Here is a 21,675-nt window from a genome sequence, read left to right on the forward strand (position 1 = left end):
GTGCATGGACACCGAAGCCTTCTTCGAGGGGATGCCCTTCGCCTCCCTCCTCGGCATCGACGTCACCGACTGCGCCGACGGCCACGCCGAAGGCGAACTCGAGATGAGCGACGAACTCTCCTGGAACGAGGACCGCTTGATGGCCCACGGCGGCGTCACGTTCACGCTCGCGGACACCGTCGGCGGCGCGGCGCTGGTCTCGGTCGTCGACCAACCGGTGCCGACGATCGACATGCGGATCGACTACCTCTCGGCCGGGACGGGCGACCTCTACGCCGAAGCGGACGTCGTCCGCTGTGGCAGCGACGTCGGCGTGGTCGACGTCGACGTGTACGCAGCTGACGACGATACGCACATCGCGGACGCCCGCGGCGTGTACAAGACGGGATAGCGGAACGGAGTTTTTCACTCACCGAAGCGCCGGCGCGACCTCGTCGCCGAGGCGGCGGACGCAGTCGATCATCGCGTCGGTGTCGGTGCCCGGGTAGTACGTCCGGAGGATGAAGTGGCTATCGTCGCCGAGCGCGTCCCGGTAGGTCTCGAGTTCAGCGACGACCTGCTCGGGCGTGCCGAATATCGCCTGTTCTTTCAGCTCCCGCTTGCGCTCCTCGTCGAGTTCGTCGACGGATTCGCCGGAGAAAATCTCCGCGTAGCGCCGCTGCAGGTAGAGGTAGCCCTCCCGCATCGCCTCCCAGGCCGCCTCGCGCGAGTCGCCCACCCAGCCGTGCTGGAGCGCGTAAATCGTGAACTCGCCGTCGATGTCTTCCTCGTCGCGAACGCGGCGGATGTCCCGGACGCGCTTGCGGACGCCCTCGACCGAGAGCGACGAGGGCGCACACCAGCCGTCGGCGGTGCGGGCGGCTCGGCGAACGGCGGGTTTGGCCGCCCCGCCGAGCATAATCGGGACCGTTTCGTCGACGGGTTTCGGCGTGATCGAGACGCCGGCCGGCACGTCGTGAAAGCCCGACTCGTAGCCGAGTTCGCCCGCGCTCCAGGCACCGCGGAGGAAGGGGACGAGGTCGGCGAGTCGCTCGCCGCGCTCCTCGCGCGGGACGCCGAAGATATCGAACTCGTGCGGGTTCGAACCGATCGCGAGGCCGAGGGTGAGCCGGTCGTCGGCGAGCAGGTCGACCGTGGCCGCGTCTTCGGCTAGCCGGATCGGGTCGTACAGCGGGCCGAGCGCGACGCAGCTGCCGATCTCGAGCCGGTCGGTTTCGGCGGCCATCGCGCCGAGCGTCGGCATCGTCCCGGAGAGGTAGTCGTCCGCGGCGAAGTGGTGTTCGGAGACCCAGGCGCTGTCGAGTCCGGCGGCCTCGATCTCGCGGGTCAGCGCGAGGATCTCGTCGTAGCGCTCGCTTGCGGTTCGCTCGTCGTCCGGCCGCTGCTGGCCGGTGAACAGTCCGGTTCCGAGTTTCATACTATCGGTATACAGGTCAGCCGTCTTAATAGTAGTTGAGGCGGTGATTCGTCGGCCTGACGACTGGGGCCCGAGACTCAGACCGGTTCGAGGCCGTGCTCCTCGCGCAGGACGTTGATGTACTTCCGGAAGCCGGATTCGAGGTCGTACTCGGGGTCGTAGCCGAGGTCAGCCTGCGCCTTGCTCATGTCCAGGTTCTGGGTCCAGGGGAGTTCGCCGTCGTCCGAGACGTCGATGTCGGCGTCGGGCATCACCGACTCGACCGCTTCGGCGGCCTCTCGGACGGTGGCGAGGACGCCGCGGACGTTGTAGACGCGCTGGGAGAGTTCGTCCGCGGGTGCGAACGCGGCCTTGCGAAACGCCTGTGCGATGTCTTCGACGTGTTGCCAGTCGACGTACTGATCGCCGTACTCGACGCTGTAGGGTTCGCCGAGCGCGGGCTTTTCGACGATGTTTGCCAGGAACGCGGAGCCGCCCGTTTCGCGGTAGGGGCCGTAGGCGACGGTCGGCCGGAGCGCGACGTGGTCGAGGCCGTAGTCCTCGTGGTAGACCCGCGCCTGGTGTTCGTTGTACTCCTTGGTCGCGCCGTAGAGCGTGTCGGGATAGACGAGTTCGGTTTCGTCGATCCACTCGGCGTCGTAGTTGTCCGGCGGTGCGTAGGCGGCCGCCGAGGAGGCCCACGCGACGCGTTCGACCTGGTCGTCGAGCGTGCGAGCGGCCTCGAAGACGTTGTTCGTCCCCAGAATGTTGACCTCGCCGGCCGCCCGCGGATTTTCGCGCGCGGTGGTCGTCAGCAGCGCCGCGAGGTGGACGATGTGCGTCGTGCCGGTTTCTTTGACCGCCCGCACGACGTCCGTGGGGTCGGAGACGTCGCCGCGGCGCACGGTCACGTCGTCCGCGACGCCGAGTCGCTCGAGGATCGTCGTATCCGTCGAGAGGTCGTAAGCCACGACATCGTGGCCGTGTTCGAGCAGGTCCCGCGCGACGTAGGACCCGATGAATCCGGTTCCGCCGGTTACCAGTACGGTCGTTTCGTCTGTCATGTATCGTGGTATGTTAGATGGGTACGTATAGCTTGGTGATTCGTCGGGTGCTGACCGATGCGATGGCTATTCGTGGAGTCCGCCGACCGAGTCGTAAAACGAGGAGGACAGGGTTGCGGCCATGTCCGCCTCGCGGTCGATCCGCACGTCGATGACGTGAGGAACGTCGGCCGCCTTCGCCTCCTCGAGAACGCCCTCCAGAGCTGCGGGCTCGGTCACGCGCCGACCGACCGCGCCGAAGGCCTCGGCGATTTTCGGAAAGTCCGTGTCGGTGAACTCGACGCCGGCGATATCGCCGTCCTCGTGTTGCATCTGTCGGACCATCCCGAGGCTGGTGTCGTTCAGGATGACGACCGTCGGCGCGACGCCGTACTCGACGGCCGTTTCGACGCTGTTCATCGTCATCGAGAAGCCGCCGTCGCCAGCGACGGCGATAACGTCCGTCTCCTCGTCCGTCGTCAGCGCCGCCGAGACTGCGGCGGGGGTCGCCCAGCCCATGCCGCCGACGCCGCCGCTGCCGAAGTAGGTGCGGACGGCCGGCGTCTGCAGGTAGTTTAGCAACCAGAACCGATTGTTTCCGGAATCGGCGGTGACGATCGTCTTCTCGTCGACGACCGACCGAATCGCCGTGACGGCGCGCTGGGGCGCGATCGGCACCGAGTCGTCGGTGCACGCGGGGGATTCGAACCACTCGCGGGCTGCCGTGGCACGTTCGATCGCCCAGTCGTTCGACGCCTCGCCGGCCTCGGCGACCGCCGCCAGGCTCTCGCTCGCGTCGCCGATGAGCCCGACGTCCGCGGGGTAGACCCACCCCGCGTTTCGCGTGTCGATATCGGCGTGAACGATCGTCTGCTCGTCGGGGCGGATGAAAGAGGGAGCCTGCCAGTTGGTGTCCATCGGATTCAGTCGACAGCCCGCGACGAACAGCGTATCGGCCTCGCTGACGACGCGATTCGCGCCCTCGTGGCCGAACGAGCCGATGACGCCGGCGGCGCGGTCGTCCGTCTCCGGGTACGTCGACTTCCCGAGATAGGACGTCACGACGGCGCAGTCGTAGGCGTCGGCGACCGCCGCGAGTTCGTCATAGGCCTGCGCGGCGTGGACGCCGTTGCCCGCGATGATGACCGGCCGCTCGGCCGCTTCCAGGGCTTCGACGGCCGCGGCCACGTCCGTCGCGGTCGGCGCGGCGTCCCAGGTTCGCGTCTGCGTTCGCGCGTCCCACGTCGCCGGCGTCGGATCGGTCGGGACCTCGTCCGTGATCGCGTCGCCGTCGAGGATCACCGCCGTCGGGCCGGGCCGGCCGGCGACGGCGTGTTTGAACGCGAGTTGCGTCGAGCGAACGGTCTCGGTCGGCGTCCGCGGGAACCACCACTCCTTGCTCACGCCGTCGAGGATGTCCGGGAGGCTGAACCCGCCGTAATCGCCTCGTGCCTGCTGGTACGGCGCGAGCGTCGAGTACTCGCCGCGCTCGGAGGCCTCCGTGAGGACGACCATCGGCGAGGAGGCCAGCCGCGCCTCCATCTGGCCGATCATTCCGAGGCTCCCGATCCACGGTCCCTGTCCCGTCAGGACGCCGGGACGGCCCGTGAGACGCCCGTACATCTCGGCCATCACGCTCGCCTCCCGCTCGTCGCGCGGCCGCACGAGTTCAACGTCACCGTCGGCGTCCGGGATGTGATCGAGCAGTTCGATGACGCGCCCGCCCGGATAGCCGAAAACGTACTCGACGCCGAGCGAATCGAGCGTGTCGATGAGTTCGGCTGCTGTCGTCGTCATGTGTTTGCGGTGGTTGGAAATGCCGTCTCTGCGGCTCGGCCAGGAGTCGCACGAACGGACGCACTGTCGTCTCGAAGGCGGCTCACGGACCGACCCTGCTCCCGTGCGATCGGATTCTCCAGCGTGTTGCCAGGCGGGATGAACTCGTCCGCGCGGACGAGAAACTCGGCGAGTGTTGGCATGCATGCGCTCTGTCGAGCGCCGGTGACTTTGTTCTACCGGTGCGGTATGTTCACGCAGCTATCGGAGTGTGGTACCATTCCAAATCGTTATGTGATCGGCCGCGCGTGTCCTGCGTATGACGAGTCCGACAATGCCAGCGATACGCGTCGATCACGTCGGGATCGCCGTCGACTCCGTTCCCGACGCCGAAGGGTTGCTCTTCGCGCTCGGCTGCGAGAAAATCCACGAGGAACCGAGCGAGTACGGCGAGTTCACCTGGGCGACGTACGTCCTCGGCGACGCGTCTCGGCTCGAGTTGATCGCGCCGGCCGACGGGACGAACTCGTTTCTGACGGACTTCCTCGAACGGAACGGGCCGGGACTGCACCACGTTACGCTCGAAGTCGCCGATCTCGAGGCGGCGGTCGCGGCGCTCGATGCGGCCGGCGTGTCGGTCGTCGACCGGCAGACGTTCGAACACTGGCACGAGGCGTTCGTGACGCCGCAGAATCCGACGGGCGTCCTGTTTCAGTTGATGGAGTATCGGGAGGGGTACGCCGACGACCGCGCGGCCGGGGATCGGTTGTTCGTTCACGGTGCGCCGGTACCGGACGGGCGAGATTCGACGCGGTAACGCCGCTACGGGTCGCCGCGGACCGCCCACGGCCCGCCGTGAACGCACCGCGAGGGCATTTCACGAGAACCGGTGCCATGATTTATTGCACTGTGCGAAAAAGGGGCTCGTGATGTACAAGCACGTCGCCCTGCTGGTTCGACAGGAGGGACTGTCTCACGAGGAGTTCGTCGACCACTGGCAGACCACCCACACCCCGATCGCCCGCGAGATCGAGGGCGTCGTCCGGTACCAGCAAGTGCTTCCAACCGATCCCGACCACGCCGAGTTCGACGGCCTGGCCGAACTCTACTTCGAGGACCTCGAGACGCTCTACGACGCCCTCGGCAGCGAGGGCTCGCGCGACTACGACCCGGACCAGGGCAAAGCCAAGGAGGCCCGCGAGGACGTGAACAACTTCCTCGCCGTCGAAGAGCGCCCCCGAATCATCGGCGAAGAGATCGTCCAGAAAGACGAGGTCGACGGCGACGGCGTGGAGCGTAGCTCCGCGAGCAACCGGACGAAGTCCGGTGACACCGACGGCCTATACAAACACTCGGCGTTCCTGGTTCGCAAGGAGGGCATGACCCACGAGGAGTTCGTCGACTACTGGCAGACCAATCACACGCCGATCGCCCGCGAGATCGAGGGCGTCGTAAAGTACAACACCGTGATCCCGACCGATCCCGACCACGCCGAGTTCGACGGCGTCGCCGAACTCTACTTCGAGGACCTCGAGAAGCTCTACGACGCCCTCGGCAGCGAGGGCTCGCGCGACTACGACCCCGCCGGCGGGAAGGCAAAGGAGGCCCGCGAGGACGTGAACAACTTCCTCGCCGTCGAGGAGCGCCCGCGATTCATCGGCCGGGAACGACTCGTCAAAGCCGACGGGGAACGCGTCGGAAACGGCGACGGCCGGAGGTGAGCGATGCCCGACTTCGATACCCAGGTCCGCGACGCCCTCCCCGAACTCGAGCACGTCGAGAGCGACGACCTCCGCGAGCGCATCGTCGAGGCGTGGGTCCTCGGCCTCGACCGCGGCGGCTGGCGGGACGTGACGGACATCCCCTACGCCTGGAACATCCACGAGGTTACCAACGTCGAGCACGTCCGCGGCGTCGCGCGCATCGCGGTCGATGCCGCCACTCAGCAACGCGAGTTCCACGACGCCGATCCGGACCTCGACACAATCGTCGCGGCCGCCCTCTTACACGACGTGGGCAAGTGCTACGAGTACCCCGATTTCGTCGACGACGAGTTCCTCGACGACCCGTCCCCCCGCTACGTCAGCGACGAAATCCCGCACTCGATTTCAGGGTACGCCCTCGCCCACGAGGTCGGCTGTCCCCTGTCGGTCCAACGCGCCATCCCCCACTTCCTCGGCGAGGTGCCGACTCGGACGCTCGAAGCCGAACTCGTCAAGAGCGCCAACTCGGCGTCCTCGAACGCGATCACCCAGGCCGCGATGGGGCTCACGCTGCAGGAGTGGGTCGAGGAGTACTCGCAGACGGCCTGAACGCCGACCGATGACGGCTTCGATCGGGCGATCGACGGTCGACTAATAGCGCGTTACTGTTCGGTATCCGTACCCCCGTCCGCGATGGTTTCCGTCGGCTGTTCCGGGCTCCCGGTGATCCGTCCGAGATCCAGTATCATCCGGATGTCGTCGTCGAGTTCAGCGTACTCGCTCGTCGTCGTCACGAGCGAGACGCCGACGAACACCGCGACGGCGACGATCGTCGCGACCTGTCCGCCGAGGAAGCCGTAGGGGAGCGACAGTCCCAGATACTCAACCCCGTAAGCCAGCACGATCGTGAGGACGAGTCCCGATCCGCCGCCGGCGAGTGCCCCTTCGGCCGTCGCACCGCGCCAGTTGTACGCGATCGCGACGCAGGGGAAGATGACGGCGGCGAAGATCGCCCAGCCGGCAGCCCCGAGAACGAAGATGAGCCCCGGGAACGTGCCGGCGATGACGCCCGCGGCGACGAGCAAGACGCCGGTCGTGACGCGACCCCAGCGCACCTCTTCGGCCTGCGTGAGCTCGGTCCCTCGATACTCGATGATGTAGTCGTGGACGACGGCGGACGCGCCCATGTTGAGGAAGGCGTTGCTCGTGGACATGATCGCGGCCACGACGGCGGTGAGGACGAACGCGACGACGACATCGGGTGCCCACTCGATCAGCGCGAGCGGCAACGTCGCGTCGGGATTGCCCGGATCGGCGACCGTTCCCTCGAGGACGGCCGCCTGCACGAACGGCGCTGCGACCCAGTAGAGGGTCGTCGCCAGGTACGCCGCGCCGGTGATGAGCGCGCCCCACTTCAGCACCGACACGTTCCGAACCATGTAGAACTTCGTGATCGCGTGGGGCTGACCCGCGACGGTCGCCTGAATCACGATCACCGAGACGATCAGTCCGATCGCCATCAGTCCGTCGCCGCCGAGCAGCGTGAACTCGAAGTACTGCGGGTTTCCGCTTTGAATCGCGCTCGTCATCCCGCTCCAGCCGAGCGTCGAGTTCGTGATCACGTAGTAGGCCGTCAGGATGCCGCCGACGATCATGATCGACCCCTGGACCGCGTCCGACCAGATCGCCGCGAGCATGCCGCCGATGATCGTGTAAAAGCCGACGATCAGCAGGCCGATGACCAGCGCTTCGAAGAAACTGATCGGCAGGATGAGCGCGCCGACGATGCCGAGGGCCGCGTACTGGGCGGCGAGATAGCCCATGCAGCCGAGCAGGACCGCCGCCGCGCCCAAGAGCCGCACCCGCTCGTCCTGAAAGCGGTAGTACATCGCGTCCGGGGCGGTGATCGCGTTTCGAACGTCGCCGAGCACGCGCATCTTTCGACCGAGCAGCCAGTACGAGCCCGTGAAGCCGAAGACGATGAGTCCCCCGACGAGGATGAAGTACTCGAGGCCGACGAGGTAGCCGGTGCCGGTCACGCCGATCATCCCCCACCCGCTCTGAACGGAGGCGAACACGGCCAGGGCGACGACGAGGATGCCCGACCGACGACCGGCGACGAAGTACTCCTCCTCGTTCGTCTGGTATCGCCCGGCCAGAATCCCGATCCCGATCATCAGCGCCGCGAACAGGACGAAGAAGACGACCGCCGTTCGGGAGTAGTACTCCACGCCGAGGTCGCCACCCCACGTCTGGAGTGGCACCGGCGAAAGGGTCGGTCCCATCAATCGCTCACCTCTCGAACGTCGCTCTGGGTGAACTCGTCGGCGTCTCGAACGGCCGTCGTCCCCTCCATCCGCATCCCCAGGTACACGGAGACGATGAGGAAGAGCACGATGAGCGTGAGAAACACCTCGACGATCGGCGTCGGAAAGCCGAGCAGGTAACTCATCGCGTCACTCCGTCTTGGCTCTCGCTTTCGCTCCTATCCTCGCTCGCACTCTCACCCGCGCTCGCGTGCTCAAACGACCTCCCCCCGAGTTCGACCGGCCGGTCGCTGCTCGTCAACTGACGGACTGGTGGCTGGACGCACTGCCGATTGTGTGCCATACAACAACACACATGGTTTTTCATAATAAACATACCTCAATGTTCCACGGTCGACGACGCGTGACAGAACGCGGATGGTGACTCGATAGCGTACTGGTAGTCCTCCCCGAACCACGGCCAAAATACGGACCGCCAACGAGAGGGGGCCGTCTCGCAGACCTGATCGTTCAAACCGCGACTATCGAAGCGCAGAACGGTTGTCAGAAGAGTACTGTTAAGTAATACCACGACAGTCACTACCGTATGTCGACGACCTATAGTCGGCTCTTCGAGCCGATCGAACTCGGTCCGGTGACCGTTCCGAACCGCATCTTTCAGCCGCCCCACGGCAACGCGTACGGCCTCGGCCAGCGGCAAACGGACTTTCGCGCCGAGAAGGCGAAGGGTGGATTCGGCTTGATCGTCCAGGAGTACAGCCAGATCGACGACACGACCGACGTCACGCCGGTCGATTCCGGCTACCTCCACGACGACGAGACGATCCCGCCGCAAAAACGGATGGTCGACGCCGTCCACGCCCACGGTAGCAAACTCTTCGTCGAGTTGTGGCACGGCGGCGCGACCGCCGGCAACTACGGCAGCCGCCAGCCGCCGCTTACGTCGTCACAGCGGCCGACCGGACGAAACTACACGCCGAAAGCGATGGAACGCGAGGACATTCGAACCGTTCTCGACGCGTTCGGCGACGCCGCGGATCGAGCGCGACGAGCGGGTTACGACGGAATCGAACTCCACGCGGCACACGGCTACCTGATCTCGCAGTTCCTCTCGCCGTTCTACAACGACCGAGACGACGAGTTCGGCGGATCCCTCGAGAACCGAATGCGGTTTTTCGAGGACGCCATCGAACGAGTTCGCGACAACGTCAGCGCCGACATGGCCGTCGGCGCTCGCTACACGATCGACGAGCGCGTCGACGGCGGGCTCACCGCCGACGGCGACGGAATCGAGGTGATGCGCCGACTGTCCGACGACCTCGACTTCTGGGACGTGGATATCGGCATCAAGCAGTCGATCGACGACATGATCGGCCCGAGCCGTCGCCACGAGAAAAATTACCAGATGGACTATCTGAAAGCGGCGACTCGAGAACTCGACGTTCCCGTCGGCGGTGCCGGCCGAATCACCGACCCGGACGACGCCGCGGCGCTCCTCGAGGAGAATTACGTCGACATGATCGGGATGGCCCGCCAGTCGATTTCCGACCCCCACTGGCCGCGAAAGGTCAAAGCGGGCGACGTCGATCGAATTCGGGAGTGTATCGGCTGCAATATCTGCGTCTCCCAATCGCGGCAGGGCATTCCGTTAGCGTGCACGCAGAACCCGACCGTCGGCCGCGAGGGTGACTGGCCGCCCGAAACGTACGAGGAAGCTACCGACCCGAAGGGCGTCCTCGTCGTCGGCGGCGGGCCGGCCGGCATGGAGTTCGCACGCGTCATGGGCGAACGCGGGCACCTAGTCCACCTCAAGGAACGCGAAGACCGACTCGGCGGCCGCGTCACCTTCGAAGCCGGACTGCCGGAACTGGGAGAGTGGAACCGCGTTCGCGACTGGCGGGCGGCGGAACTCGACCGCCTCGAGACCGTCTCGGTCCACACCGGCCCCAGAGCCGAGATGGGCTCCGACGACGTGCGAACCTACGGCGCTGAACTCGTCGTCATCGCCACCGGCGCGGAGTGGGACGAAACCGGGGCCACGTCGGGCACTCACCAGCCGGTCCCGGGATGGGAACGCGATCACGTTCTCACCCCCACCGACGCGATCGCGACCGACCTCTCGGGGCGAACGGTCGTCATTTACGACGAAGAGGGCTACAACGTCAGCGCCGGCGTCGCCCAATCGCTCGCCGCGGACAATCGCGTGATCTTCGTCACGCCGCGGGCGAGCGCGTTTCAGGAAACGCTTCACACGTTCGAACGGCGGACGATTTTCACCACGCTGTACGATCTGGGCGTCGAGTTCGTCGCCAACCACACACTCGAGGAGGTACGGGACGACGAGGTCGTCGCGTCGAACGTGTATTCCGGGGACCAACGCAGCTACGAGGCCGATACCGTCGTGTTCACGACGATGCGCGAATCGAACGACGACCTCTATCGGTCGCTCAAAGCCGACGCCGAGTCGCTCCGTTCGTCGACCGAAATCGAATCGATTCACGCGGTCGGCGACTGCGTCGCGCCCAGACGGATCGCCGACGCCGTCTACGCCGGCCACGAACTCGCTCGTGAACTCTGATACGGTCTGCGGTAACGATTTACCGGCGCAACCGCAGGACGGGCGCGGTTGCGCCGGAAATGACTTACAGCAGTCGTATGAACGCTCCCCTCTGTCCAGCCGACCGACGACGACAGCGCGCGTTCGAATAGCGGGAACAAACCTTTTGACGCTTCCATCTGAGTAGCTACTATGGCACGCCACTCGGACCATCGACCGGTCGAAACCGTCGAGACGGCGTTCGACATTCTCGACGTTCTCAGACACACCACCAGCGCCGGCATCACCGAAATCGCCGATGAACTCGACCTCGCAAAGAGCACCGTCTACCGCCACACGAAAACGCTCGAATCCCGCGGCCTCGTCGTCCGAAGCGGCGATACCTACCGCATCAGCACGTGGTTTCTCGACTACGGCATCCACGTCCGAAACCAGCACCCGCTGTTCGACGTCGCCACGCCGAAAGTCGATGAACTCGCGGCGGAAACCGACGAGAAGGTCTGGTGCGTCATCGAGGAGGACGGTGTCGGCGTCCACATCTACGGGGCCGAAGGCCGCCACTCAGTCAGGACACACGCGCGGATCGGAAAGCGAACGGCGCTGCACCAGTTTGCGGCCGGAAAAGCGATCCTCGCCCACCTTCCTGCGGACCGCATCGAACGGATTCTCGACGAGTACGACCTCGCCGCACAGACCGCACAGACGATCACCGACCGCGACGAACTTCGCAGCCAACTCGAAACGATCCGCGAGCGGGGATACGCGCTCAATTACGAGGAATCGGTCACCGGCGTTCACGCCGTCGGCGCGCCGGTGAAAGACGAATCCGGGGACGCCATCGGTGCGATCAGCATCGCCGGGCCGGCAAACCGGCTCCGCGGGGAATTACTGACCGACGACCTTCCGACGCTCTTGCTCGGCGCGACGAACGAAATCGAGATCAATCTGGCACACTCGTAGTTTCGCATCTCCTCCGTCCGTTCGAGTAGTTCGAACAATTCTGCGAGACCGATTACAGTAGTACACCTGTAATTGTGTGGTGGGAGGACGATCGGTTGCAGAACAGACGATCAGCGGCGTTTCGGTAATCCGGCCGCCAACGAGTTCAGTTTCCGTTATTCGAACGTCGGACCGACACGGTATCGAGCGGCAGTGCAGGACTCAGAGGCCGAGGAACGACTCGGCGTTCTTCCAGAGGAGCTTTCGCTGGAGGTCCTCGTCGAAGTCGAGTTCCGCGAACTGCTCGAGCCACGGTTTCGGTTCGAGCATCGGATAGTCGGTTCCGAACATGACCTTGTCCGAGAGGAGCGTCTTCGCGTAGTGAAGCACCTGATCGTCGATGTAGCGGGGCATCCACCCCGAGAGATCCATGTAGACGTTGCCCTTCTGCTGGCAGATGGCGAGCTGTTCTTTCTCCCAGGGGTAGGCCGGATGGGCGATGAGAATCTGCAAGTCGGGGTGGTCGGCCGCCACGTCGTCGATCAGCATCGGGTTCCCGTATTTGATCTTCAGTCCGCGGCCGCCCGGCGAACACGCGCCGAGCGTCGAATTCCCGCCGTGGAAGACGACCGGGACGCCGAGATCCTCGATCGTCGACCAGAGGTCGTCGTGCTCGGGGGCGGACGGATCGAATCCCTGGGCGATCTGCTGGAACTTGAACCCCGAAAGATCGAGATCCTCGACGCAGCGGATCGCCTCCTCGACGCAGTCGTCCTTGAGCGGATCGACGGAGCCGAAGCCGACGAAGAAGTCGCTGAACTCGTCGCGAACGTCGGCGACGTAATCGTTTGGCACGGGCGGGTTGCCGGTATTCGTCTCAGCGTCCCAGCCGAGCAGGATCGCCCTGTCGACGCCGGCTTCGCGGTACTCGGCGCGCATGTTCTCGTAGGTGTCCGTCTCGAGATCCGCACCGAACCGGTCGGCGGCGTCTCGCATCATCTGGCCGCCGGCGTCGTGAAGGAACTCGCTGGTCGGCTGGTGAGCGTGCGTATCGATCGCGCGCGGTTCGTCGAGTACCGTCGGTCCGTCCATACGGGTGTCGATGGTACGCTCGTATATGTACGTTCCCACGGGTGAACGCCGAGCGATAGCAACGCGATTGCGCGTCGATTTCGATCGTAAGTACAGTAAGAATTCAGAGGAGTTTGTGAAATGGTAGTCGATAAAACAGCTGTGGGAGAGATTCGTCGGATCGAGTTCACCGAAAACGAACGGAAGAGTAAGAGCGGGATAGATGCGTGTTTTTGCGCTTTGAGGGTCGAGTAACGGCTATCGAGTCTCCCGACTCAGTGGAGAACAGTGAGATACCTCGCCTTCGATATCCGGTCCGGTTTGTTCACCCTCACCAGCCGGTATCCGGCGCGAGAAGTACATTGAGGGAAATATCGCAATCAGCGTTCGAAATAGTTTCGTCCCTGATCCGATCAGAACGTGACGGCCTCTATTTATACTTCCCAATTTAGTATTTCTCCTAACTCTCCGACGAGAGTTCGTGAAGCGACTCGTCGCCGATCTCGTCGAGAACGCGTTCGTGAAACGCTTGGAGCGCGGCGCTCTCGTCTTCCGCGAGGACGACGTCGCTCGCCGAAAGCGTCGCCAGCCCGAACGCCCGCGGCGTCGGCGAGTCGAGCAGCGTGCGCTCGACCGCGATCTCGCCCGCCTCGAGTTCGGCGACGAACGCCTCGAGTTCGGCGACGTTGAGTTTGTCCTCCGTGATCTCGCGGTAGGTCTCTTCGATGACGGCGAACTCCTCGAGATCCGCGGCGAATCCGAGGAGCATCTCGCTCGAGACCTGCTGTTCGCTGGCGGATTTTTCGTAGCCCTTGTAGCGTTTGAGGATCATCAGGGCCCGGGTCGCGTTGATTCGGAAGTACCGCTGGAGGAGGTCGGTGCCGTCGATCGACGCGCGCAGGTCCTCCCGAACCCGGTCGGATTCGAGGTCGTCGATGATGCCCGCAACGTCGACCTTTCGATTGAGCGGCATCGAGAGCACGAAGCCGTTGTCCGCGACCGCGACGCGGACGTTCGCCGTCGCCTCCTGGGCGCAGTGGTACGCGAGAAGCCGCGAAAAGCCGTCGTTGAACCGGCGGCCGTAGTTCGAGTGCACGTAGTAGTGGCGCTCGTACTCCTCGCGGTCGCGTTCGACCTCGATGGCGAGCCGGTCGGGCGTACTCACCGTGTCGGCCTCCGCGTACCGGAGCTGGTGATCGAACAGCCGCGCGATCGCTCGCACGCTGTCGTCGTCCAGCGGGAACTCGCGGAGCCACGCCCGGACGCGGGGCGGACCGCCCTCCTCGTAGTGGGCGAGCAGGTCGGCTTGGAACGCGAGGATCTCACAGCCGAGATCGTACGAGAGCGGCAGCCGTTCGGAGTACCACGAGGGGACCGTCGGCCGGGCACTGGTCCGGTCGACGTAGACTTTCGAGCCGCGTCGGTAGCTGAACTCGAAGTGGTCGCCGCCGAGGACGAAGACGTCGCCCTTCTCCAGGGTATCGAGGTAGTTCTCGTCGAGTTGGCCGACCCACTCGTCGCCGGCGCGAGTGAAGACGTCGCAGGTGAACGAATCCGGAATCGTCCCGATGTTGGTCATGTAGATCACCCGCGCCAGGCGACCCCGCTTGCCGATCAGCGGCGTGCCGACGGGGAATTCCTCGTAGTGGTGCTCGCCGTCGGGCGGGTCGTTTTCGTCGCGCCAGACCTTCGCGTAGACGTTTCTGTCCTCCATGCCCGCGTACTCGGCGGTCAGGTAGCGCATGAGCGACTCGAACTCGGCGTCGGAGTAGTTCCGATAAGGGTAGGCTCGTCGGAGGATTTCGGCGAGTTCGGCTTCCGGTCGGATCTCGGCGATCGCCATCCCGTAGACGTGCTGGGCCGCCACGTCCTGGGCGTTCTCGGGAATCGACACGGAGTCGACGAATCCCTCCTCGGCCTTCTTTAGCATGACCGCACACTCGAGGAGTTCGTCGCGGTCGAGCGCGATGACGCGGCCCGTAACGGTCTGGCCGACGCGGTGACCCGCTCGGCCGACGCGCTGGAGGAGCGAGGCGACCGATTTGGGCGAGCCGACCTGGACGACGAGGTCGACGTGGGGCATGTCGATCCCCAGTTCGAGGCTCGTCGAGGAAGTCACGACATCGAGTTCACCGCTCTTCAGTCGCCCTTCGACGTCCTGGCGAACGTCCTTCGAGAGGCTGCCGTGGTGACAGCCCGAGTTCGTCTCGTCGTAGGCGTCGAAGGTCTCGCGCAGGTTGTGTAACACGCGCTCCGCGCCGGATCTGGTGTTCGTGAAGACGAGCGTGTTCGTGTGCTCCTGAATGTGTTCGTGGAGCATCCGGTAGAACCGCTCTTGAACGACCTCGCGGGAGGTGTTGATCAGGTCGTCGGTGGGACATTCGAGTTCGATGTCGAACTCGCGGGCGAAGCGGGCGTCGACGATGTCGTAGTTGCGGGGGTCGCTGTCCGGTACCTCGCTCCCTTTGGGGGCGTCCGGCATGTGCGGTTCCTCGCGACCGACCAGAAACTCCGCAACGTCCGAAAGCGGTTCGATGGTCGCGGAGCAGCCGATTCTGGTTAGTTTGCGATCGGTCATCGCCGCGAGTCGTTCGAGGCTGACCGACAGGTGCGTCCCCCGCTTGCCGGCGGCGAGCGAGTGGATCTCGTCGACGATGACGTACTCGACGGTGCGGAGTTTCTCGCGGAATTTCGGCGAGTTCAGCAGGATGGCGAGCGTTTCGGGCGTCGTGTTGAGGATGTGGGGCGTCTCGTCGAGCATCCGCTGGCGCTCGGCCGAGTCGGTGTCGCCGTGGCGGATGGCGTGGCGGATCTCGCCCATCGACTCGCCGTCCCGATCGGCGACGATCGATTCGATGCCGTCGAGGGGAACCTCAAGATTGCGGTGGATGTCGTTCGCGAGGGACTTGAGCGGCGAGACGTAGAGGCAGTAGACCGAGTTCTCGAGGCCGTCCGCCGCCTCCCGGTCTCGCTTGTACAGCGAGTTCAGTATCGAGAGGAACGACGACATGGTTTTTCCCGACCCCGTCGGCGCGCAGATCAGCGTGTTCGTCCCCTCGTGGACGTTCGGGATCGCGCCCCGCTGTGGCGGCGTGAAGAAGCCCCCGTTCTCCGGGACGAACTCGCCGAACTCCTCGAGCCACCACTCCTGGACGGCGGGTTCGAGGAGGTCGAACACATCGCGGTCTTCGATCGCGGTGGTGTCGGGATCAAACGGAAGAGCGTCGTCGGCGATCGGCAACTCGCGGCGCGCGGTCCCATCCATCACCGTCGTCTGGGGGAGCGGCGTGTAAGAGGGTTTGGTCACCGGGGCGAAAGTGAAGCACAACGACGATGGACACGACTAGTGCGGGATCGGCAGATTGATTGGACTCAGCCGAGAGGGGACGGGCATGCTCGACTCCCTGCTGCACACCGGCTCTACCCATCCGAATCTCGTGTGGATTCTGCTCCCGAGTCTGCTCTCGTTCGCGGCCGGACTCGGCCTGGGAGCGCGATCGAACCGGCTGCTCGATCGCGTTCGGTCCGACGACGCGTCCGCACCTACCGAGTGATACGGGCCGCTATCAGTCAGTTCCGGCGCACCCGCAGGGCGGTTTCGCGGGTGCGCTGGGCAATCGGTACAGCAGGCCGTATGAGTAGCGTCGTCACCGCGTTATAGTTCGCTGCAATCAGTTCGCCGTTTCATCATCGCCGTCGTCGCATCGTCCCGCGAACCATCGGCGTCGCCGGAAAGATACCGGCGTCGAGGCGCTCGATCGTCTCGACCGCGAACGCGTCGTTGGAGACGAACCGCTCGATGGTATCTCGGTTGAGTTGACACCCGCCCGCGAGTCGCTTCCACAGCGGATTCAACACGTTCTGTCCCGTCGCTCGCCAGCCGTCATTGCGGACGTGCTCGACGAATCTGAACTCGCCGCCAGGAGCGAGCACGCGCGCGACTTCGTCCAGCGCAACGTCGGGGTCGTGAATCGTACAGAAGACGAGACTGGCGAGGACCGCGTCGAACGCGTCGTCGGGGTAGGGCATCGACTCCGCCCGGGCGTCCCGCAGGTCGACGGCGCAATCGGTTTCGGCCGCTCGAGTCTCGGCCTGGCGACGCATGTGTGGGTCCGGTTCGATCGCGTGGAACTCGACCGACTCGTCGGTGGCTGCGACGTACGGGAAGTTCGTCCCCGTCCCGGCGCCGACGTCGAGAACACGACCGTCGAGATCGGCGGTCAGATACCGACGGTGCGGTGCGAAGAGGAGCCGGTCCGGGACGACGTAGTCGTACACCGCGGCGAACAGCGGACTCGAAATGTCGTTCGACGCGTCGGTACTGGCCGTCGAAGCGCTCGTGCTGGATGCCATGGCGTGCGTGGACGACCACGGGACGCCTCATACCAATTGTCCCCGTTAGCGAATCGTGCTCGGAATCCGATCGATAACGTCGGTCGCCACGAGTCCCGGACCGAACTCGGCCGTCGCGAGTTCGCCGCTCTTGCCGAGGATCCAGGCACCGAGTTCGGCGGCGGTCCGGCGATCCATGCCCTGGCCGAGGAGGGAGGCGGTGATACCGGCGAGCGTGTCGCCGGTTCCGGCGACGGTCAGCGCCGACGTGCCGGTGTCGTTCTCGAGACGTTCGCCGTCGACGACGATCTCGTCGACATCGCCGGTCAGCGTGAGGACGGCACCGGTTTCCTCGGTGAACTGCTCGAGGGACTCGTGACCGTCGTGGATCGGGTCGTCCTCGGCGTCGCTCGGCGTGAGGACGACGTTCGAGAGGTCCGAGTCGAGCGCCGGTTCGATCGCGAGGGCGTCGGCGACGACGGGAACGTCGATCCGGTCGATGACGTCCCGAATCGCGGCCGTGTCGGCGTCGACGAGCCCGGGGCCGATCACCAACGCGTCCGCCCACTCGCAGGTGGCGACGGTGTCGTCGACGGCGGTCGAATCGAATCGCTCGCCGTCGTAGGGACTGACGAGCAGGTTCGGGGAGTAGCCGGCGACGATGTCGTAGATCGGCTCGGCGACCAGCGTGCGGACGTGATCGGTACCGGTTCGAAGCGCCGCTTCGCCGACGAGTGCGGGTTGATTCGGATACTCGATGCTCCCGCCGACGACGGCGACGCGACCGTTGTCGGTGTCGTCCGCCTCGGAAACGGTCGAGAGCGTTCGCTGAAGCCGTCCCATACGATCGGTTCGGCGGGCGCGACGGTAGGCATTCGGCAAGCGAGTTCCGGTTGCGACCTGGCGGTATCAGGACCCGCCATCACCGCGTACCGCTTATTCGATCGGTGTCTGCCGATTTCGCATATCGGCACCGCAGTCCGGACACGAGCCCGCCGCCGTGGCGGTAACGATGGTTCCGCAGTTGAAACACTCGTACACCGATTCCTCGTCGGGGTCGCGTTCGATATCTTTCATCGTACTGAGTAGTGCTGTGGGCAACGACTGTCCACTAAGGAATATTAGTTATATTAGGATGAGCGTGTCTGTTCACTATCTAGCCCGCCGTAGTGACAGGGGTTCACTATTCAACGGGTGGTGCAGTACTTGCCGGAACACCGAGTTCGTTGAACAGAATGGTGAGTAGTTTTCGCTGGACGGTGCGGGTGTGTCGGTAGAACGCGGCGGCGGAGATCGAGAGCATCGTCGCGATCTCCTCGCCGGAGCGCTCGCGCGGCGACTCGAAGTACCCGCTGTAGTAGGCGAGCTGGACGACTTCGAGCTGTCTGTCGGTCAGCCGATCGAGCAGTTCGGAACGGAGGTCCTGGGGCGTCGTCCGATCGAGCTGGCGTTTCGACCGGAGTTCGACCGACGAGAACGCCGTCGTCACGATATCGACGCTCCCGCCGCCATCGACGCTATAGGGAGCGTCGACGACGACGCGGGTGAACTCGGGCGTCGCGGTGACGCTCCTGAGGACGACGCCGTGATCCGCGAGCTGGACGGCGGCGAACGGTCGCGAGAGTTCGAGACGGACGGTCCCCTCGCGCTCGTCGCCGTCCGTGCTGTCGTCGCCCGCCGCTGCACCGGAGCCGTCCGTGCTGTCGCTGCGGGGGCGTTCGCTGACGACCTGCGCATCCGCCACCGCGACGAGTTCACTCGCCGCCGTCACGACGGCAGCCGCCGGCGCTCCCCCGACGGTGGCAAACACCGTCGCCCCGTTCTCGTGCTGGCGGACGCCGCCATCGAACGAGATCGTACAGTCCGCCCGGCGTGCGAGGCGCGTAAAGACGAAGTTTTCGTCCGCGACCGCGAACTCGAGGCGCGTCGTCGTGTTCGACAGCAGCGCGTGCTTTCGCTCCACGCCCGCGATCGCCGAGGCGATCGTCTCCCCGAGTTCGGCGAGCACCGTCCGCGTCACGTCGTCGAACGCGTCCGGCTGATTCGCGTAGACGGTGACGACGCCGTAGGTGAACTCGTCGTAGGAGAGCGGCACGGCGAGCACCGACTGGTACTCGCGTTCGAGCGCGTCGGTTCGCCACGCCTGGTCGCGCAGGTTGTCGACGACGTTCGAAACGACCGTTTCATCGCGCGTGACGGCGGTTCTGACGGCCGGTTCGCGGTGGCGGAGCCGGGTCCGTCGGTCGTCCGTGCCGGCCGTCTCGGACGCCTCGTTCGCGTCGGTTGCATCGGTCACATCGGCCGTGTCGGTCACGTCGGTCACACCGGCCGCATCGGCTCCAGCGGATTCGAAAGCGGACAACGAAAACGACACGCTATCGAGGTAGTCCCGCCCGCGGTCCGTTCCGCCGTGGGCGCGCGGTTCGAGTCGGTCGCCGGCTGCACTCGTCGTGCCGATCCAGGCGAACGAGAACCGATCGGCGGCTGTCAGCCGGTCGCAGACGCCGCGTTCGATCTCCTCGCGGGTCTCGGCCCGGACGAGTTCGTGATCGATCTCCCGGATGAGTTCGTTGAGTCGGTTGAGCCGCGAGAGCTGTTGGTTTCGCCGTTTGAGCTCGCGATCGCGTTCGCGGAGCGTGCGCTCCCTGTCGACGCGGTCGAACGCGGCTTCGGCCGTCGCCGCCAGCAGGTCGGTCAGTTCGCGACGGATATCGTCGAAGACGCCGACCTCGTCCGAGCCCGCGACGAAGACGCCGTGGTCGCCGAGCGGCACGAACGCGGCGCTTCGGATCTCCGTCGTCGGATCGGCGAGCAACGGCGACTCGTGAACGTCCGCCAGGAACCGGCTCTCGCCGTCGACGAAGACCTCGCCCGCGATGCTGTCGCCGACCCGCTGGGGCGACAGCGGACCGTGTAACGTTCGCATCGACGTCGACCGGGCGGCCGGACGGAAGACGTTCTCGTCGGTATCGAACAGGTACACCGCACTCGCCTCCAGATCGAGGACGTCCGTCGCGTCGTCGACTACGATATCCGCGATCTCCCGATCCGTCTCGGCGTACAACAGCTCGCGGGCGGTTCGATGGAGCGCCGTCAACGCCTCCTCGCGGCGCTTTCGCATCGTCACGTCGCGACAGCTATAGAGGATCGTCCCGCCCTGAATCGACACCTCGCGGACGTTGACCAGCAGCGTGTGCTCGCGTCCCGCCTTGTCCGTCGCCGTACACTCGATGTTGGTCAGGACGCCCTCCGCGGCGAGTTCGTCGCGGTCGAACAGGTCGGGGCCGAGCAGGTCGTCGATCGATCCGAACTCGTAGATCTCCTCGTCCGTGTAGCCGAAGATGAAGTGGACGTTCGGACAGACGTAGGTGAACTCGCCCTCGTCGTCGGTGATGAGGACGGTGTCGGTCATGTTGTTCAACGTGACTCGGTGGAGTTCCTCCGACTCGCGCCGCTCGCGCTCGAGCGCAGCGCGTTCGGTGACGTCCGTCGCTCGGACGAACAGGGACGCGACGGCACCCGTCTCGTCGGTGACGGGGCGGACCGTCAGTTCGAGCGTCCGCGTCTCGCGGTCCGTCGCCCGCTCGCGCTCGGTCGTCACCTCCCGCTGGACGAGCTGTCCGGTCGCCGCCGTCTCGATCGCGCGTCGAATCGCCTCCCGGTCTCCCCCGACGGACTCCCAGAGCGGAAGCGACCAGAACGAACGCCCGCGACTCGCGTCCACCGTCGCGTTCGGATCCGAACCCGCGGACGCGCCGCGGTCGGCGATCGACGTACTGTTCGCCCGGCGAACGGTACCATCGGGAGCGAGCACCCAGGCGTAGGTCTCCCGATCGTCGAAAACCGCCTCGAACTGCCGCGCCTTTGCCCGGCGTCGCTTCCGGGTTCGACCGTGCGCGATCGCTCGCTCGATAGCCGTCGTCAATTTCTCGCGGGTCGTCTCCGCGTCGGTCGGCCGCGGATCGGCGGACTCGGAGCCGGCACCGGTATTAGTATCCGTTTCGGTCTCGGTCTCGGTCTCGGCCTCGGCTCCGGCCCCGGTTTCGAAACTCGAGCGCGGAACGTACTCCATTACACCCGCAGCAATAGCCTCGCTCGCGAGTGCTTCGCTGCCGTCCGCCGGCGAGAGAACGACCGGCAGTTCGGTATCCGCGTCCGTCTGCCGTTCGCGACGACGGATCGACTCGAGCAGTTCGAGACCGGTCCCGTCCGGTAACTCCCCCGCCGTCACCAGACAGTCGACAGCGGGGCCGTCCGATTCGAGTTCGGAACGCGCACCAGCCATCGTCGAGACGCTCCGACAGTCGTCCACCTCGGCCGGCACGAGAGCGGCCTCGTCGGTACCATCGTCCTCGCTCTCATCGCTGAACTCGGCTTCGCCGTCGAACCCGGCGACGAGGAGTCGCGTCGGTTCGCTATCGTCCATCCGTGCGGAACCCATTCACTGGGAATACGTAACAGGGTCTAGAGAAGGTACCGGTTCCGCCAGTCGCGCCCTCGCAAGACCACGCGCACCCGGACGCATCGCCGTCTCCGAACGAACTCGAGACGGAACCGATACTCGTTCACGGCTCGAGACCGAATAGGGCGT

The 21,675-nt window shown here is 65.3% G+C and carries 20 protein-coding genes; 7 read left to right on the forward strand and 13 right to left on the reverse strand.

Annotated elements, in window-relative coordinates; all coding sequences use genetic code 11:
• The first annotated feature begins 4 nt into the window (after nucleotides 1–4).
• Nucleotides 5–391, forward strand: a complete 387-nt coding sequence (locus C481_RS07295) for a PaaI family thioesterase (RefSeq protein ID WP_006108519.1) — start codon at nucleotides 5–7, stop codon at nucleotides 389–391.
• 18 nt (nucleotides 392–409) lie between these two features.
• Here C481_RS07295 and C481_RS07300 read toward each other — a convergent pair whose 3' ends face one another.
• From C481_RS07300 to C481_RS07315, 4 genes are all read right to left on the reverse strand, one after another.
• Nucleotides 410–1,417 carry an LLM class flavin-dependent oxidoreductase gene (locus C481_RS07300; RefSeq protein WP_006108520.1) on the reverse strand — a complete coding sequence of 336 codons (1,008 nt, stop codon included), beginning with the start codon at nucleotides 1,415–1,417 and terminating at the stop codon, nucleotides 410–412.
• A gap of 77 nt (nucleotides 1,418–1,494) precedes the next feature.
• The gene (locus tag C481_RS07305; RefSeq protein WP_006108521.1) at nucleotides 1,495–2,460 is read right to left on the reverse strand and encodes an NAD-dependent epimerase/dehydratase family protein; all 966 of its coding nucleotides are present in this window, start codon (nucleotides 2,458–2,460) and stop codon (nucleotides 1,495–1,497) included.
• A gap of 66 nt (nucleotides 2,461–2,526) precedes the next feature.
• Nucleotides 2,527–4,236, reverse strand: coding sequence for a thiamine pyrophosphate-binding protein (locus tag C481_RS07310; RefSeq protein ID WP_006108522.1), 1,710 nt, complete (start codon nucleotides 4,234–4,236; stop codon nucleotides 2,527–2,529).
• The gene (locus C481_RS07315) at nucleotides 4,233–4,418 is read right to left on the reverse strand and encodes a hypothetical protein (protein ID WP_006108523.1); all 186 of its coding nucleotides are present in this window, start codon (nucleotides 4,416–4,418) and stop codon (nucleotides 4,233–4,235) included. Before C481_RS07315 ends, C481_RS07310 begins: the two co-directional genes overlap by 4 nt.
• 116 nt (nucleotides 4,419–4,534) lie before the next feature.
• Here C481_RS07315 and C481_RS07320 point away from each other — a divergent pair, with 116 nt between their 5' ends.
• From C481_RS07320 to C481_RS07330, 3 genes are all read left to right on the forward strand, one after another.
• Nucleotides 4,535–5,032: a VOC family protein gene (locus C481_RS07320; RefSeq protein WP_049904493.1), complete on the forward strand. Its 498-nt coding sequence runs from the start codon at nucleotides 4,535–4,537 to the stop codon at nucleotides 5,030–5,032.
• 112 nt (nucleotides 5,033–5,144) lie between these two features.
• Nucleotides 5,145–5,936 (forward strand): EthD domain-containing protein, encoded by a 792-nt coding sequence (locus C481_RS07325; RefSeq protein ID WP_006108525.1) that lies wholly within the window; start codon nucleotides 5,145–5,147, stop codon nucleotides 5,934–5,936.
• Between the two features lie 3 nt (nucleotides 5,937–5,939).
• Nucleotides 5,940–6,527 carry an HD domain-containing protein gene (locus tag C481_RS07330; RefSeq protein WP_006108526.1) on the forward strand — a complete coding sequence of 196 codons (588 nt, stop codon included), beginning with the start codon at nucleotides 5,940–5,942 and terminating at the stop codon, nucleotides 6,525–6,527.
• 53 nt (nucleotides 6,528–6,580) lie between these two features.
• Here the strand turns inward: C481_RS07330 and C481_RS07335 are convergent, their stop codons facing one another.
• Genes C481_RS07335 through C481_RS21915 form a run of 3 tightly spaced genes read right to left on the reverse strand, consistent with a single transcriptional unit; the run spans nucleotide 6,581 to nucleotide 8,528 of the window.
• Entirely contained in the window at nucleotides 6,581–8,203 is a 1,623-nt protein-coding gene (locus C481_RS07335; RefSeq protein WP_006108527.1) for a sodium:solute symporter family transporter, read from the reverse strand.
• Nucleotides 8,203–8,370, reverse strand: coding sequence for a hypothetical protein (locus tag C481_RS21910; protein ID WP_161605626.1), 168 nt, complete (start codon nucleotides 8,368–8,370; stop codon nucleotides 8,203–8,205). The genes C481_RS07335 and C481_RS21910 overlap by 1 nt, the downstream gene beginning before the upstream one ends.
• The gene (locus C481_RS21915) at nucleotides 8,367–8,528 is read right to left on the reverse strand and encodes a hypothetical protein (RefSeq protein ID WP_161605627.1); all 162 of its coding nucleotides are present in this window, start codon (nucleotides 8,526–8,528) and stop codon (nucleotides 8,367–8,369) included. Before C481_RS21915 ends, C481_RS21910 begins: the two co-directional genes overlap by 4 nt.
• Nucleotides 8,529–8,771: 243 nt before the next feature.
• Here C481_RS21915 and C481_RS07340 point away from each other — a divergent pair, with 243 nt between their 5' ends.
• Together C481_RS07340 and C481_RS07345 are read left to right on the forward strand one after the other, a co-directional pair.
• The gene (locus tag C481_RS07340; protein WP_006108528.1) at nucleotides 8,772–10,763 is read left to right on the forward strand and encodes an oxidoreductase; all 1,992 of its coding nucleotides are present in this window, start codon (nucleotides 8,772–8,774) and stop codon (nucleotides 10,761–10,763) included.
• Between the two features lie 171 nt (nucleotides 10,764–10,934).
• A complete protein-coding gene (locus C481_RS07345) occupies nucleotides 10,935–11,702 on the forward strand; it encodes an IclR family transcriptional regulator (RefSeq protein WP_006108529.1) in 768 nt (255 codons plus the stop codon).
• 201 nt (nucleotides 11,703–11,903) lie between these two features.
• On the opposite strand, the gene C481_RS07350 is transcribed toward C481_RS07345, so the two are convergent.
• Together C481_RS07350 and C481_RS07355 are read right to left on the reverse strand one after the other, a co-directional pair.
• Nucleotides 11,904–12,773: an amidohydrolase family protein gene (locus C481_RS07350; protein WP_006108530.1), complete on the reverse strand. Its 870-nt coding sequence runs from the start codon at nucleotides 12,771–12,773 to the stop codon at nucleotides 11,904–11,906.
• A gap of 439 nt (nucleotides 12,774–13,212) precedes the next feature.
• Nucleotides 13,213–16,017 carry an ATP-dependent helicase gene (locus C481_RS07355; protein ID WP_006108531.1) on the reverse strand — a complete coding sequence of 935 codons (2,805 nt, stop codon included), beginning with the start codon at nucleotides 16,015–16,017 and terminating at the stop codon, nucleotides 13,213–13,215.
• 127 nt (nucleotides 16,018–16,144) lie between these two features.
• Here C481_RS07355 and C481_RS22145 point away from each other — a divergent pair, with 127 nt between their 5' ends.
• A complete protein-coding gene (locus C481_RS22145) occupies nucleotides 16,145–16,306 on the forward strand; it encodes a hypothetical protein (RefSeq protein ID WP_006108532.1) in 162 nt (53 codons plus the stop codon).
• A gap of 133 nt (nucleotides 16,307–16,439) precedes the next feature.
• Here C481_RS22145 and C481_RS07360 read toward each other — a convergent pair whose 3' ends face one another.
• The 4 genes from C481_RS07360 to C481_RS07370 all read right to left on the reverse strand — a co-directional run bounded on the left by C481_RS07360 (nucleotide 16,440) and on the right by C481_RS07370 (nucleotide 21,525).
• On the reverse strand, nucleotides 16,440–17,105 hold the full coding sequence (locus tag C481_RS07360; RefSeq protein ID WP_006108533.1) for a class I SAM-dependent methyltransferase: 666 nt from the start codon (nucleotides 17,103–17,105) through the stop codon (nucleotides 16,440–16,442).
• A 45-nt stretch (nucleotides 17,106–17,150) separates the two neighbouring features.
• On the reverse strand, nucleotides 17,151–17,927 hold the full coding sequence (locus C481_RS07365) for an NAD(P)H-hydrate dehydratase (protein WP_006108534.1): 777 nt from the start codon (nucleotides 17,925–17,927) through the stop codon (nucleotides 17,151–17,153).
• Between the two features lie 93 nt (nucleotides 17,928–18,020).
• Entirely contained in the window at nucleotides 18,021–18,161 is a 141-nt protein-coding gene (locus C481_RS21650; protein WP_006108535.1) for a rubrerythrin-like domain-containing protein, read from the reverse strand.
• A 106-nt stretch (nucleotides 18,162–18,267) separates the two neighbouring features.
• Nucleotides 18,268–21,525 (reverse strand): bacterio-opsin activator domain-containing protein, encoded by a 3,258-nt coding sequence (locus C481_RS07370; protein WP_006108536.1) that lies wholly within the window; start codon nucleotides 21,523–21,525, stop codon nucleotides 18,268–18,270.
• Nucleotides 21,526–21,675: the final 150 nt, after the last annotated feature.

This window comes from Natrialba asiatica DSM 12278 (assembly GCF_000337555.1).
In the GTDB taxonomy this organism is placed as follows: Archaea; Halobacteriota; Halobacteria; order Halobacteriales; family Natrialbaceae; genus Natrialba; species Natrialba asiatica.